Below are 15,105 nucleotides of genomic sequence, written 5' to 3' on the forward strand. Positions count from 1 at the left end.
GCGCCGGCTGACGCGCTGCTGACCGCGCGCGGGGCGTGGCGGGCGGCGCGGCACACGGAGATCGAGTCCGCCCTGGCCGGCACCAGCCGCACCCAGGCCGGGTTCGACGCGGCCGTGCAGAGCTTCATCGGCCCCATCGACCTGCCCGTACTCGCCCAGCACGACCGGGCCGGCGAGGACGTCTCGGCCGAACTGCGCGCCGTCGGGCTGGACAAGCCGATGCTGCGGCGGCTCGACCGGCTCCGCACGCTCGCCGCCGGCCCGCTCGGCGACGAGGAGTGGGCCGAGATCACCCGGCACCTGCTGACCGTCAACGCCCGACACGAGTATGCGACCTGGCGCCAGCAGGAGGTCGCGGCCGGTATCGTGCTGGACCCAGGGATCTTCGCGGTCCGCGTGGACGCGACCCCGCCCGGCCCCGACTGGCGCGCCGAACTGGCCGCTCGCTCGGCCGACTACGCCGGCCTGACCGGGAGCCTCGCCAACGCGGTCGCCGAGGCCGAGGCGCGGGTGTTGCCGCAGCTGCGGGACGCGCTCATCACGCGGATCGGTGCCAACCTGCCGCAGCCCGAGCCGTTCGCCGACGCCGCCGAGCGACTCAGCCGTGCCCTCTCGTTCGATCTGCGGGCGCAGCGGGACGCCCGTACCACGCGGGTCGGGCAGGCCATCGAGTCGCTGCAGAACCTGTTCACGACCGCGCGGTCGGGCAGCTACCGGCCCGAGCTGGGCGTGCCCGTGCTGCAGGTCGCCAACGAGAACAACTTCGACCTCGAGTACCAGTGGCTCGAGACGTACGAGCGCTGGCTGTCGGCGATGCGCGCGTTCGCGTATCCGGAGAGCCAGCTTCATCCCCAGCTGTACGTTCCCGAGAACGCCGGCGGCGGCCTGGTGCTTCTCCCGACCGAGGCCTACACCGGTTTCCTCAAGGCGCTGGCGGGGCTGACCAACCCGACCCCGGACGACGTACGCGCACTCATCAAGACGTCCTATACGGACAAGCTGTCGAACGCGCCGGCCGGGCTGGTCCTGACCGAGCAACTGGACAACGCCGGCCTGGCGGCGCGAAAGACCCTGTGCCGGGACCTGGTCCGGGCGGCCGAGGGCAGCACCCCCTATCAGACGGAGTCGCGGATTCCGCAGCACCTGCGCGAGCTGTTCTGGCTCGTACCGGTGGCGGCTGCGCGCAAGCTCCAGGCCGCCGGTCACTTCGTGGCCGCGCTGGACTGGTTCCAGACCGTGTACGCCTACCACCTGCCCGCCGCCAGCCGGCCGATCTACTACGGCCTCGTCCTCGAACAGAACACCGAGTCCGACTACGGCCGCCTGCCCGAGTGGCTGTCCCAGGTACGCGAGCTCAACCCGCACTTCACCGCCCGCAAACGGCGTGGCACGTACACCCGGGCGACGGTCCTGTCGGTCGTGGAGTGCTTCCTGGACTTCGCCGACTCGGTCTTCGCCCAGGACACACCTGACTCCCGGGCCCGGGCCCGGGCGTTGTACCAGGGTGCGCGAGACCTGCTGGAGCTGCCGGAGGTCAGGCCCGAGGAGGGGCCACTGGTTCCCTTCCCCCGCAACCCGGCCCGGGAGTCGCTCGCCCGCCTCGCCGAGATCGGCCTGGCGAAGGTGCACGCGGGCCTGGACATCGCCGGCCAGCCGGTCATCGCCGACGAGGCCCCCGGTAACGGCCTGCCCAGCCCCCACCGGTACGCCGTGCTCATCGAGCGGGCCAAGACCCTGGTCGGCATCGCCCAGCAGGTCGAGACCGCGTACCTGTCGGCTCTGGAGCGCCTCGACGGCGAGAACTACGCACTTCTACAGGCCGGCCGGGACCTGCGGATCGCCGCCGGCACGCTGGCGATCCAGGATCTGCGGGTCGACCTCGCGGCCAACGGTATCGACCAGGCGTTGCTGCAACGTGACCGGGCGCAGGTCCAGTTCGACACGTACCACGAGTGGATCGAGGCCGGGCTCAGCGACGCCGAGGACAACCAGCTCACCGCCCTGCGCGTCGCCGAGGGCTTGCACGGGCTCGCCGCGCTGGTTCAGCTCGGCGGCACCCTGAAGTTCTGGGATGCCGCCGGTACGCTGGCCGGCGCCCTGTCCGAGGCCGCCGCCGTGGCTTCGACCGAGGCGCAGATCCAGCAGACCAAGGCGAGCTTCGAGCGGCGGGCCGACGAATGGCGGCTCAACCGTCGGGTGGCCGAGGTGGACGTCCAACTGGCCCAGCGGCAGATCATCGGTGCCCGTGGCCAACACGCCGTGGCCCAGCAGGAGCGGCAGGTCGCCGCCGAGCAGCTCGCGCATGCCCGGGCGGTGGCCGAGTTCCTGGCCACCAAGTTCACCAACGCCGAGCTGTACGACTGGATGAGCGGCGTACTCGCCCGGGTGTACGCGTTCTTTCTCCAACAGGCGACCGCTGCGGCGCTGCTGGCCCAGGCGCAACTGGCCTTCGAACGGCAGGAGGTGTCGAGCCGGATCATCCTCACCGACTACTGGCAGCCGACACAGTCCGGCCAGGGCGCGCCGGACCGGCGTGGCATCACCGGCTCGGCCCGGCTGCTGCAGGACATCTTCCGGCTCGACCAACACGCGTTCGAGACGGACCGGCGCAAGCTGCACCTGTCGCAGACGTTCTCCATGGCGCAGGTGGCCGCGTACGAACTGGAGCAGTTCCGCCAGACCGGCGTACTGACGGTCGCCACGCCGCAGTCGTACTTCGACAGGGACTTCCCTGGCCAGTACCTGCGGCTGATCCGGCAGGTGAGCGTGTCGATCATTGCGCTCGTGCCGGCCGGGCGGGGCCTGCGGGCGACGATGTCCGCGTCCGGGGTGTCCCGGGCCGTCGTCTCGCGCGACTCGTTCGAGACCGTGACCCTTCGCCGCGAACCCGAGATGATCGCCTTCACCGCGCCCATCAACGCCAACGGTCTGTTCGTCCTGGAGCCGGAGGGCGCGCTGCTACGGCCGTTCGAGGGCATGGGGGTGGACACGGTCTGGCAGCTGCACCTGCCGAAGGCGGCCAACCTGTTCGACTATCGGGGCATTGCCGACGTCCTGCTCACCATCGAATACACGGCGCTGGAGAGCCCTGAGTACCGCGACCAGGTGATTCGATCGCTCGACCGGTCCTTCAGCGGTGACCGCTCGATCAGCCTCCGGGACCAGTTGCCCGACGTCTGGTTCGAGTTGAGCAACCCCGACACCGTCGAGGACCCCAGCCGACGGATGCGGGCACGTGTCCCGATCGACCAGCTCGACCTGCCGCCCCACATCGATGAGCTTGAGGTCGCCCAGCTGACCGTGTTCGTGGTCCGCGACGACGCCCTCCTCGACGAGGTGTCGCTCGTCTCGCTCAGCCACACCACGCCAGCCGGTGTGACGACCCGTACCGCCGCCACCCGCACGGTGCGTGGCATCGCCACCACCCGCCGGTCCGGCGGGGCGCAGTGGCAGGCGCTGCTGGGTGCGCATCCGATGGGCACGTGGGACCTGCAGTTCGAGGACACCCCACAGGTCCGGAAGTGGTTTGCCGACGGCCTGATCCAGGATGTCGTCATCGTGTTCACCCTCGCCGGCCGGACTTCCTCCTGGATCTGATTCCGTACCCCGTACCAGGAAGGCCAGGTTCCGGGCCGGCTCCAACACCGGGAGCCGGCCTGTATCCCGAAGGCTGGGTTCCGGGCCGGCTCCAACACCGGGAGCCGGCCTGTATCTCGAAGGCTGGGTTCCGGGCCGGCTCCAACACCGGGAGCCGGCCCGGAACATGGACCGGTGCGAGCGGGCGACCGATCGGCAGGGGATAGCCTCGACTCGTGGCAACCGCGCTGGTGATCGAGAACGACCCGACGGACGACCCTCGCCGGCTAGGGGAGTGGCTGACCGAGGGTGGCCTTGACCTGCACATTCTCCGGCCGTACAACGGGGACGAACTGCCTGCGGACCTGGCCGGTTTCGCGGCGCTGGTGGTCCTCGGCGGCGAACAGCGGGCCTATCCGCTGCCCGACGGCACCCCCGGTGCCCCCTGGTTCCCGGCGCTGGAGGGGCTGCTGCGCAAGGCGGTCCGTCACCGGGTGCCGACCCTGGCGATCTGTCTCGGGGCACAACTGCTGGCCACCGCGCATGGCGGGCAGGTCGAGCGTGGCGCCGCCGGCCCGGAGGTCGGACCGGGACTGGTCGGCCGGCGTGACGCAGCTGACAGTGACCCACTTTTCAAGTGGGTGCCACTCATTCCCGACGTGTTGCAGTGGCACTCCGACGAGATCGCCGAGCTGCCGCAGAACGCCGTACTGCTGGCCGCCTCGACCCGCTATCCGCACCAGGCGTTCCGGATGGGGGACCGGGCCTGGGGACTCCAGTTCCACATCGAGCCGGACACCGCCATGATCACCACCTGGGCCACCGACTCGGACCTGCTGGCCGAGCTGGAGTACGACCCGGAGATGGTGATCGCCGCGTGCGCCGCGGTGATGCCCGACGTCGAAGAGGTGTGGCAGCCGTTCGCCATCCGGTTCGCTGCCCTGGCCCGGGGCGAGCTGGCCGGGGCGGAACCCCGACGTGACCTTCCGCTGCTCGGCCACTAGGCGGCACGACGATGAACAGACCGACGAGCGCCCAGGGCCGGCTCGCCCGGTACGGCTTCGGGGTGGCCGACGGCGACGATGGCGGCCGGGCCGCCGACCTGCTCGGCCCGACCGGTCTCGGCTGGTGGGAGCCGGCCGCCCAGGAGCCGGTCGACGAGACCGCCGCCGAGCTGCTCACCATCCTGGGGCGGGCGGTCGATCCCGACCTGGCCCTGCGCCAACTGCACCGGATCGTCGAGGCCGAACGCCGGTCGGATCCGGGGGCCGGAGCGCTGCTCGACGCGTTGCGGACGGATCCCGGCCTGCGTCGTCGGCTGATCGCCGTACTCGGCACGTCGTCCGCGCTCGGTGACCACCTCGCAGCCAATCCGGACCAGTGGCAGGCGCTGGTCACCGGAACGGACGGATCGGCCCCACCGGCCGACGGGACGCTCGGGCCGGTGGGCGGGACGACCCCGCTGACGGCTGGGACGACCCGGATGACCGACGGGACGGCCCCGCTGGCGGACCGGACGGCCAAGCCGAGCATCGGTGGGCAGGCAGCCGGTCGCCCCTCGGCGCGGATACCCGAACTGCGCCGGGCGTACCGGTTGGCGCTGTTGCGGATCGCGGCGGCCGACCTGACCGGTGCCCGCAGCCTGGAGCAGACGATGTCGGCGCTGTCGGCATTGGCCGACGCCACCCTCACCGCCGCGTACGACCTGGCCGTCAGCGAACTGCCGGCCGGCACCGAGCCGCCCCGACTGGCCGTCGTGGCGATGGGCAAGTGCGGTGGCGACGAACTCAACTACGTCTCCGACGTGGACGTCATCTTCGTGGCCGCCACCGACGACGACCTGCCTGCCGCAACCACGGTGGCCACCCGGCTGATCCACATCTGTGGACTGGTCGCCTGGCCGGTGGACGCCGCGCTGCGTCCCGAGGGCAACCGCGGCCCGCTGGTGCGTACCCTCGCCAGCCACCTGGCCTACTACCGGCGGTGGGCCCGCACCTGGGAGTTCCAGGCCCTGCTCAAGGCCCGGCCGGCCGCCGGTGACCTCGCCCTGGCCCGGGAGTGGATCGATCAGCTCGCCCCGCTGGTCTGGTCGGCGGCCGAACGGCCGGAGGCGGTCCAGGACATCCGGTCGATGCGCCGGAAGATCATCGAGAACATCCCACCGGGCGAGCAGGACCGGGAGATCAAACGTGGGCCGGGCGGACTGCGCGACATCGAGTTCGCCGTGCAGTTGCTGCAACTGGTGCACGGGCGGGCCGACGAGACACTGCGGTCCCCGGGCACCATTCCCGCGCTGAAGGCCCTGGTCACCGGCGGTTACGTCGGCCGTGCGGATGGCGAGGCGCTGCTGCGGGGCTACCGGTTCCTGCGCGGTGTGGAGCACCGGCTCCAACTGCGCGGACTGCGGCGCACGCACACCGTACCGGCCGATCCGGTGGCGCTGCGCTGGCTGGCGCACGCGCTGGGCTACACGGCCACGCCGGGCCGCGACGCCGTCGGAGCGTTCCGCGCCGACTGGGTCACCCACTCCACCGAGGTACGCCGGCTGCACGCCAAACTGCTCTACCGTCCACTGCTGGAGGCGGTGGCCCGGGTGCCCGCCGACGGGCTGCGGATGACCCCCGAGGCGGCCCGTGCCCGGTTGGAGGTGCTCGGCTTCGCCGACCCGGCCGGGGCGCTACGACACATCCAGGCGCTCACCGGCGGGGTGACCCGTACGGCGGCGATCCAACGCACGCTGCTGCCCGTGCTGTTGCAGGACTTCGCGGACGCGCCGGAGTCGGACCGGGGGTTGCTCAACTACCGGCAGGTCTCCGACAAGCTGGGGGGCACCCCGTGGTACCTGCGGCTGCTGCGTGACGAGGGCCCGGTGGCCCGCCGGCTGGCCCGGGAACTGAGCCTGTCCCGCTACGTCGCGGACCTGCTGGCCCGGGACCCGGAGGCGCTGCGGCTGCTGGCCGGGGACACCGAACTGGTCCCGCGTGACGCCCGGGTGCTGTGTGACGGGTTCGGTGCGGCGGCCGGGCGGCACCTGGCTGGTGCCGGTTCTGCTGCCGCTGGTACGGCTGGCAACGGTGGTGCCCGCCCGGGGGACGCGGCCGAGGCGATCTATGCGGTGCGTGCCCTGCGCCGCCGGGAACTCGTCCGGCTGGCCAGCGCCGACGTGCTGCGCCACGCCGGCCCGCTGGCTCCGGCCTCCGCAGCCGACCTCGACATCACCGCTGTGGGGGAGGCGCTCTCCGCCGTCACCGACGCCACCCTCGCCGCCGCGCTCCAGATCGCCCGTGCCGCGCAACCACCGATGCCGGGGTTACGCTTCGCCATCATCGGCATGGGCCGGCTCGGCGGGTACGAGATGAACTACCTCTCCGACGCCGACGTGCTCTTCGTCTACGACCCGCCGGCCGGGGTGGCCGAAGGCGCGGCCAGTGCCGCCGCGCACGCGATCGCCGAGGAGTTGCGCCGGCTGCTCAGCATGCCCGCGCCCGATCCGCCGCTGGGAGTGGACGCCGACCTGCGCCCCGAGGGCCGGCAGGGGCCGCTGGTGCGGAGCCTGGCCGCCTACGCCCAGTACTACGCCCGCTGGTCGAAGGTGTGGGAGGCGCAGGCCCTGCTCCGGGCCCGGTTCGTCGGCGGGGATGCCGACCTGGGGGCCGAGTTCGAGGCGATGGTCGACCCGGTGCGCTATCCGGACCGGGGGCTGACCCGGGAGCAGGTGGTCGAGATCCGGCGGATCAAGGCCCGGGTGGAGAACGAGCGGTTGCCCCGGGGCGCCGACCCGGCCACCCACACCAAGCTCGGCCGGGGTGGACTGGCTGACGTCGAGTGGGGGGTGCAACTGCTCCAACTGCGGCACGCCGGACAGATTCCCGCGCTGCGGGGTACCCGTACCCTCGACGCCCTGGCCGCCGCCCGCGACGCCGGGCTGATCGACGCGGCCGACGCCACCGCGATGGCCACCGGCTGGACCACGGCTGCCCAGGTACGCAACGCGTTGATGCTGGTCCGGGGGCGGGCCGGTGACCAACTGCCGCGGCACGGCGTCGAGTTGGCCGGCGTGGTACGGCTGCTCGGGGGCGACGACCCCGGCGAGTTCCTCGACGACTACCTGCGGGCCGGTCGGCGGTCCCGTACCGCCGTGGAACGGGTCCTCGAGGCCTGACCCCTGTCCGGCCGCGATCCGCAGCTCAGCTACTGACGGTGTAGCGGCCGGGTTGTGGTGTGGTCACGAGCGTCCAGCCATCCTCGGCGGTCAGGGTGGCGCCGTCGCTGACCGTCAGCCATGGGCTGTAGCGGATCCGGACGCGGACCTGGCCAGCGACCGGTGTGTCGAAGGTGAGCGTGGCGGCGTCCTGGTGGGCCACGCTGGCGGGGGCAGCCACGATCGGCTGCGGGTCGGTCACGGCGTAGAGACGCCAGTGCGGATCTGTCCAGACCAGGCTGAGATAGGGCAGCCCGTCCCCGACCAGTTGGGCCTCGGCCCGGCCGATCCAGGACAGTTCGGCATCCGGTACGGCGACGTACTGCACGGCGTTGTCGTGTAGCCAGTCCCGGTAGGTCGACTCGGTCAGGGGCACCCCGGTGCCGGCGGCACCCGGGACCGTGGTGAAGAACAGCGGGTTCCGGTCGATGTCCACCTGGCGCAGCCAGCCCCGGGCCAGCGGCAGCTCATCCAGGTGGGCGGCCTCCCAGTAGTTGCGGGTGGGCGGGATCTCGACCCGCCCGGTCAGGTTCCGCTGTCGCAGTTCGGCCACCAGCGGTGTGAAGTAGGCCCGGTCGCCGGTCGGGTCGCCCGCGCTGCGCAGGTCGGCGGCGACCACCGGCGGCTGCCACCAGAACACTGCCGCCAGCAACACCGTCAGCGCCGTCACCTGGGCGGTCCGGCCACGCAGCATGGTCGGTAGCCGCCTGGACAGCCGGGCCGGTAGCTGTTCGGTCAGCCATGCCGGCGGGCGCGCGTCGGCGGCCAGCAGCGGCAAAGCGAACATCACCACCAGCCGGGTCGCGTTCAGCCCGACCGGGGTCTGTACCAGGGCGGCCAGCAGCACACCGAGCGCCGACAACAGCGCACCGAACCGTACCGCGCGGTGATTCACCAGTACGGCCACCACCAGGCTCGTCACCACGGCATGCACGGTGTCGGTGCGGCTGATGTTCATCCAACCGCCCTCACCGAACAGCACGCCGGTGAGCAGCATCGGCCCGGCTGCGGGAACTCCCAGGGCGAGACCCGGGGCGTACCGGCGGGTCAGCAGCAGCGCGGCACCGGCCAGCCCGACGAAGAGGCCGGCGACCGGGCTGGCCGCCGACGCCAACGCCGTGCCGACCACCGCGCCGCCGTACCGCACCAACCGCCGTCGACCGCTGTCCCCGGGGACGGTGAGCGCCAGCAGGGCGACCAGGCCGAACGCCACGCCGAGGGCGTACGTCACCCGGCCCGACACCAGGTTGCCGGCGATGCAGACCACCCCGACCAGGCTGCCGAGCAGCGGTCGGGCCACCTTGGTACGGGCCAGCAGCGCGGCGAACGCCGTTGCCGCCACCAGCAGCGCGAGGACCCCGGTGACCCGTACGCCCAGCGCGGCCATCAGTGGCTGTGACACCAGGCTGTAGCCGAACTGGTTCACCCCGCCGTACCAGCGCAGGTCGATGGCGCGGTATCCGTGCGCGGCGAAGAATTCGGCCCGTGCCACCTGGGCGGACAGGTCGGAACCCATCCGGGGCAGTACGAGGAGGACCGCGCCGAGCACAGCGGCCGACCCGGTGGTCATCGCCACCACCCGACTGCGCCGCATGCCCACCTCCGTAACCGCGACCACGGTACTGGCAGCATGTTGGGCGTGCCTCACCACCTAGCGCGCTACGCCGGCCTGGCCGGTTCGCTCCTGCTGTCGGTGGCTGCCTTCCTGGGCGGCGCGTTTCCCGAGTTGGGCGACGATGTCACGCCGGTCAGTATCTGGCAGGGCGAACACGGGCCGTTGATCATCGTGTCGTGGCTGGTGGGTACCGGGCTGATGGTCGGTGCCTGGTGGAAGATGCGCCACCGGATCCCGTCGGTCCGCTGGGCACTGGTCACCATCGGACTGTGGTTGCTGCCGCTGCTGGTCGCGCCGCTGCTGGGCAGCCGGGACGTCTACGCGTACGCCTGCCAGGGGGCGACCTACGCCGCCGGGTTGAACCCGTACGAGCAGGGCGTCTCGGCGCTGCCCTGTCCCTGGCTGGACTCGATCTCGTTGATCTGGCGGGACACTCCGGCACCGTACGGACCACTGTTCGTCCTCATCTCCGGCGGGGTGGTCGCCTCGACCGATTCGCTCACCACGATCGTCGTGCTGTTCCGACTGATCGCGGTGCTCGGGGTAGGTCTGACCGCCGTGTCGTTGCCGGTGCTGGCCCGTCGGTGCGGCGTACCGGTCGAACGGGCCCTGTGGCTGGCGTTGGCCTGCCCCCTGGTCGGCGTGCACCTGGTCTCCGGCGCGCACAACGACGCGCTCATGATCGGGCTGCTGGTGACCGGCCTGGCGGTGATCGTGGCCAGCCCCGGCCGCTCCGGCCGAGTTGCCTGGCTGCTGGCCGGGGGAGTGCTGCTCGGACTCGCTGTCGCGATCAAGGCGACCGCTGCCGTGGTGGTGCCGTTCGCCGCGCTGGCCGCGGTCGTCGGGTCGTACCGGATGCGGGCCCTGGTACGCGACGGTGGCTGGGTGGTCGTCGGGTCGCTGGCTGCCGTCGTCGGGGTGACGCTGGCCGCGGGTCTCAACTTCGGCTGGATCGCCGGACTGTCCAGCAGCGGTGACTCGATCGGGTGGAGTTCTCCGCCGACGGCGGTCGGCCAGACCGCCGGCTACGTTGCCCGGATCTTCGGCTGGCATATCGACGCGCTGCCGGTCACCCGGACGATCGGCCTGGTCGCGCTGGCCGTGGTCCTGGTCTGGTTGTGGTGGCGGGCCCGGAACCGGAATCCCCTCTACGGTGCCGGACTGGCGTTGGCCGCCACCGTCGCGTTGTCACCGGTTTTCCACCCCTGGTACGCCACCTGGCCACTGGCGGTGCTGGCCGCGACCGCAGTCGTACGCACCGACTGGTTCGCCGGTGTCGCCGCCGCGGTGTCGTTCCTGGTGCTGCCGGACGGGACCAGCCTGACCCGGTACACCAAGATGCCCGGTGCGCCACTGATGACGCTGCTGGTGATCGTGGTCGTCGTACGCCTGGTGCGGTCGGCGCGGTCGAAGCAGCGGGCCAATGTCGAATCAGCGAGCTGACGGGTGCTGTCCACCGCTGCGTCCGCAGGTCGGACAGTGGCTGGGTGCCGTTGGCAGGAGGACCCGGCGGAGGCGGTCATGGAGGACGACCGCCAACAGCAGCACCGCCACGGAACCGACGGTGAGAATGACGGCGCTGCCGGCGAGTTCCAACCAGGAGGGCGAGCCCTCACTCTGGTGGTACGGCGCCAGCGGTCGGACCATGAGCAGGCTTACCGGAGTCAGCAGCACCAGCGCGGCCCACAGCCCACGGGAGTCGCCCCGCATCAGATAGCCGAAGGTGAGCACACCGGCCCAGATGATCAGTGCAAAAGCGGCACCACCGACGATCGAGCCGGAGGACCATCCGTAGTTCGCCGCGCTCAATCCCGTGACCATGCTGATGGCCGTGGCGGATGCCGTACCGCCCAGGGGCGCGAATCGATGCCACGGCCCGGCATGGTCGGGTCGGGCCAGGGCTACCACGCCGAGCGCAACCTGAGGCAGCAAGATGTACAGCGCTGGGCGGGGGTATCCGGTCAGTGCACTGGCCGGCGCGACCGCCATGGTCAGCACGATCGCGACCGTGACTGCGATCCGGGGCCACGGTGCGGGCAACGTGGCGACGAGAACCGAGGCGACGATCCAGCCGAGCCAGACCACCGCCCCGAGTGAGTGGAACGGGCCGAAGCTGTAGAAGAGTTCGTGTTCCGGCTTCGCCTCCACCAGTACGAACCAGACAGCAGCCAGGGCGGTGGCGGTGGTGAGGGCTAGTGTCGCCGCTGTCCGTACGCCGGTCAGTAGGCCGAGCGCGCCGGCGGCTCGTAGCCGTTGGCGCAGGCCACCGCCGAGCAGGTCGGCGGCGTCGGCCAACGATGGCCACCGGCGTCCCGGCCCGGCCAGATCCAGGTACGTCCCGACGATCTCCGGTCCGCGCTCGGCGCGGTAGTTCGTCGGGTACGCCCACAGCAGTCGCTGATAGCGGCGTTCAAGTTTGGACGGCGGATGGCTCATGCAAGGCCTCCCGCCGGTTGGGCGAAGCCGCCCAGTGCTCCCGTCGTTCCGCCCCGTGCTTCCGTCGTGCCTGCCGCTCCACCCGCCGGGTTGTCCGTGCTGTCGACCGGTGAAGCGGCGCGTTCCGACCGGGCACGTAGACGTTGGGTGGCCGCATCGACGTTGCGGCGGAGGCGTTCGGTCTCGGCGGTGAGCATGTCGCCGCCGAGGTCGGTGAGTCGGTAGTAGCGCCGGAGGCGGCCGTCCACGATCTCTTCTCGGTCGGATTCGACCAGGCCCTCGTCGAGGAGCCGGTCGAGGGCACCGTAGAGGGTGCCTGGACGCAGCGAGAGCCGTCCGGTGGAGAGTGCCTTGACCTCGCCGATGATGCCGTAACCGTGCATCGGCTCGCGGGCGAGTGCCGTGAGGATGAGGAAGGTTGGTTCCCGGAGTGGGGACGTCATGAAGGGCAATATAACGCTAGCAAAGCTATATCGGTATTCGACTGATCTATCGTCCATCAAAAGCGACCGGGCCGACCCGCACTCGGCGGATCGGCCCGGTCGTGACCGCTGGTCTTCGGATCAGCAGTCGAAGTACATCGCGAACTCGTGCGGGGTCGGCCGCAGGCGGACCGGGTCGACCTCGTTGGCCCGCTTCCAGTCCACCCAGGTGGAGATCAGGTCGGGCGTGAAGACGCCGCCTTCGAGCAGGTAGTCGTGGTCGGCCTCGAGTGCGTCGAGCACCTCGGGCAGCGAGCCCGGCACCTGCTTGACCGAGCCCCACTCCTCCGGCGGCAGGTCGTACAGGTCCTTGTCGATCGGCTCCGGCGGCTCGATCTTGCTCTTGACGCCGTCGAGTCCGGCCATCAACATCGCCGAGAAGGCGAGGTAGACGTTGGCCGACGGGTCCGGTACCCGGAACTCGACCCGCTTGGCCTTGGGGTTGCTGCCGGTCACCGGGATCCGCGTGCAGGCGGAGCGGTTGCGCTGCGAGTAGACCAGGTTCACCGGTGCCTCGAAGCCCGGCACCAGACGGCGGTACGAGTTGATCGTCGGGTTGGTGAAGGCCAGCAGCGACGGCGCGTGGTGCAGCAGACCACCGATGTACCAGCGGGCGGTGTCGGACAGGCCGGCGTAGCCGGTCTCGTCGTAGAACAGCGGCTCACCGTTCAGCCACAGGCTCTGGTGGGTGTGCATACCGGAGCCGTTGTCGCCGAAGAGCGGCTTGGGCATGAAGGTCGCGGTCTTGCCGGCGGCCCAGACCTCGTTCTTGACCAGGTACTTGAACAGTTGCATCTGGTCGCCGGCGTGCAGCAGGGTCGAGAACTTGTAGTTGATCTCGGCCTGGCCGCCGGTGCCCACCTCGTGGTGCGAGCGCTCGACGGTGAAGCCGGTGTCGATCAGCCGACGAACGATGCTGTCCCGTAGGTCGGCGAAGTGGTCGACCGGCGGCACCGGGAAGTAGCCACCCTTGTACCCGGTCTTGTAGCCCCGGTTGCCGCCCGGCTCCTCGCGGCCGGTGTTCCAGGCGCCCTCGATCGAGTCGATGTAGTAGTACGCCTGGTGGGCCGAGGTCTCGTGACGGATCGAGTCGAAGATGTAGAACTCCGCCTCGGCGCCGAAGTAGGCGGTGTCGGCGATGCCGCTGGCGGCGAGGTAGGTCTCGGCCTTCTTCGCCACGTTGCGCGGGTCGCGGGAGTAGGCCTCCCGGGTGAACGGGTCGTGGATGAAGAAGTTGAGCGCCAGCGTCTTCTGCGCCCGGAACGGGTCGATGAAGGCGGTGGCGACGTCGGGCAGCAGCAGCATGTCCGATTCGTGGATGGCCTGGAAGCCGCGGATCGACGATCCGTCGAAGGCGAGACCATCGGTGAAGACGCTGTCGTCGAACGACTCGACCGGCAGGTTGAAGTGCTGCATCACGCCGGGCAGGTCACAGAAACGTACGTCGACGAACTTCACGTCCTCGTTCTTGAGGTATCGCAGGAGTTCCTCGGGGTTGGCGAACACACGTCCTCCTGGCACTTCCACTGGTGGCTAGGCTGCTGGCGACGCTATGGCGATGCGGTTGCCCGGGCATGTCTTGAGTGTTTCTGTCGTGTTACGTCACTCGCGGAGCGTCATCTTTGCCGGTCGGCCCTGCGTGGCGTCCTCTCGACAGTTACCCGGGAGTGCCGCTTGATGACACTTGTCGGAATTTGCCCAATCTGTCGCTGAAGGAGCTGATGACCAGGCAAACCGTGTCGGTGCCTTGCCTGACGGCGGCGTGGGCGGCCGGTGGTCGGGTCTGTCAAGGTGGCGGATACCCTGACTCTCCGTGGCGGTACAACGTGAGCACGCAGTGCCCGGTTCTCCCTCGGCCGACCCCGACTTCGTTCCGCCGAGCCTGGGTCGCCGGTTCGGTGCCCTGATCATCGACTGGGTGCTCTGTCTGCTGGTCGCCAACTTCTTCGGGGATCCGCTGCGGGACGGCTGGCCTCCCGTACTGGTGCTGATCCTCGAGTACGGGTTCTTCGTGGGACTCTTCGCCCAGACGCCCGGCATGTGGATGACCCGCGTCCGCTGCGTGTCGTACGCCGACGGCGGGCGGATCGGGGTCATCCGAGGGTTGTTGCGTGGTGCACTGTTGTGTCTCGTGGTGCCGGCGCTGATCATGGATGACCGGCGTCGGGGGCTGCACGACCGGCTGGTCGGCTCGGTCGTCGTCACGGCGGTTCCAGTCAATCGTCCGGCAGCGGGAGCCTGACACCCGACTGCCGGCTCCGGCCACCGATGTCCGATCTCATGGCCTATGTCTGATCTGGTTGCCGTGCCCTGTCGGCTGGCCGGAGCATGAATCCGCTGGTCTGGGCGTCGTGACCGGTTCGGTAAAGAGCTGATCGGCCGCTCTCGGCGGAATGCTGGCGGGGGTGGGGGCGTTGTATATCGCGTACGGCTGAGTAGCGTGGCCTCTTCGGCTGGCCCGGCGGTGATGGTCTTCGGGTGGCTGGAATGTTGGCGGCTGGCTGGTCGTTACATCTTGTCTACGCCCGCACCCCGGTGATCCGGGGGTTGCGTGTGGCGTTCCTTTTTCTTCCCCCTTTCTGGTGAGCGGCGCGCGCTGATGTGCGCGGGTTGCTTCCGCGTCTCTCCTTTCCCCCTGTGGGAGGCGTTCTTTCCCCCCTGTATTGGAGCTTTGTCATGAACACGATTCTTCGTAAGAGTGTGCTTGCTGCTGCTGGTCTGGCTTTCACCGGTGGTGTGTTCGCGGGTCCGGCCCTGGCCGACCAGGCGGTGACGTCGCTGGAGGCTAAGCCGGT

Annotated in this window: 9 protein-coding genes; 5 read left to right on the plus strand and 4 right to left on the minus strand. The window is 70.3% G+C overall.

Features of this window, described 5'->3' with window-relative positions; translation table 11 throughout:
* From ACFQ4H_RS33170 to ACFQ4H_RS33180, 3 genes are all read left to right on the plus strand, one after another.
* Positions 1–3,597: Tc toxin subunit A-related protein (locus ACFQ4H_RS33170; RefSeq protein ID WP_377578936.1), on the plus strand; the 3,597-nt coding region annotated here is incomplete at its 5' end.
* Between the two features lie 215 nt (positions 3,598–3,812).
* Positions 3,813–4,580, plus strand: coding sequence for a type 1 glutamine amidotransferase (locus ACFQ4H_RS33175; RefSeq protein ID WP_377578938.1), 768 nt, complete (start codon positions 3,813–3,815; stop codon positions 4,578–4,580).
* Between the two features lie 11 nt (positions 4,581–4,591).
* The gene (locus ACFQ4H_RS33180; protein WP_377578940.1) at positions 4,592–7,738 is read left to right on the plus strand and encodes a bifunctional [glutamine synthetase] adenylyltransferase/[glutamine synthetase]-adenylyl-L-tyrosine phosphorylase; all 3,147 of its coding nucleotides are present in this window, start codon (positions 4,592–4,594) and stop codon (positions 7,736–7,738) included.
* Between the two features lie 25 nt (positions 7,739–7,763).
* Here the strand turns inward: ACFQ4H_RS33180 and ACFQ4H_RS33185 are convergent, their stop codons facing one another.
* Positions 7,764–9,371: a hypothetical protein gene (locus ACFQ4H_RS33185; RefSeq protein ID WP_377578942.1), complete on the minus strand. Its 1,608-nt coding sequence runs from the start codon at positions 9,369–9,371 to the stop codon at positions 7,764–7,766.
* Positions 9,372–9,416: 45 nt separating this feature from the next.
* Between ACFQ4H_RS33185 and mptB the strand changes: the two genes are divergently transcribed.
* Complete coding sequence (gene mptB, locus ACFQ4H_RS33190; protein ID WP_377578944.1) at positions 9,417–10,835, plus strand: polyprenol phosphomannose-dependent alpha 1,6 mannosyltransferase MptB; 1,419 nt, start codon at positions 9,417–9,419, stop codon at positions 10,833–10,835.
* Here mptB and ACFQ4H_RS33195 read toward each other — a convergent pair.
* The 3 genes from ACFQ4H_RS33195 to glnA form a co-directional block, all read right to left on the minus strand.
* Entirely contained in the window at positions 10,824–11,828 is a 1,005-nt protein-coding gene (locus tag ACFQ4H_RS33195; RefSeq protein ID WP_377578946.1) for a hypothetical protein, read from the minus strand. The two genes, mptB and ACFQ4H_RS33195, sit on opposite strands and share 12 nt — an antisense overlap.
* Positions 11,825–12,271, minus strand: a complete 447-nt coding sequence (locus ACFQ4H_RS33200; RefSeq protein ID WP_377578948.1) for a PadR family transcriptional regulator — start codon at positions 12,269–12,271, stop codon at positions 11,825–11,827. The genes ACFQ4H_RS33195 and ACFQ4H_RS33200 overlap by 4 nt, the downstream gene beginning before the upstream one ends.
* Positions 12,272–12,391: 120 nt before the next feature.
* On the minus strand, positions 12,392–13,816 hold the full coding sequence (gene glnA, locus ACFQ4H_RS33205) for a type I glutamate--ammonia ligase (protein WP_377578950.1): 1,425 nt from the start codon (positions 13,814–13,816) through the stop codon (positions 12,392–12,394).
* Between the two features lie 331 nt (positions 13,817–14,147).
* Here glnA and ACFQ4H_RS33210 point away from each other — a divergent pair, with 331 nt between their 5' ends.
* The gene (locus tag ACFQ4H_RS33210; RefSeq protein ID WP_377578952.1) at positions 14,148–14,552 is read left to right on the plus strand and encodes an RDD family protein; all 405 of its coding nucleotides are present in this window, start codon (positions 14,148–14,150) and stop codon (positions 14,550–14,552) included.
* The last annotated feature ends 553 nt before the right edge of the window (positions 14,553–15,105 follow it).

Source organism: Micromonospora sonneratiae, assembly GCF_042679305.1.
Classification (GTDB): Bacteria; Actinomycetota; Actinomycetes; order Mycobacteriales; family Micromonosporaceae; genus Micromonospora_H; species Micromonospora_H sonneratiae.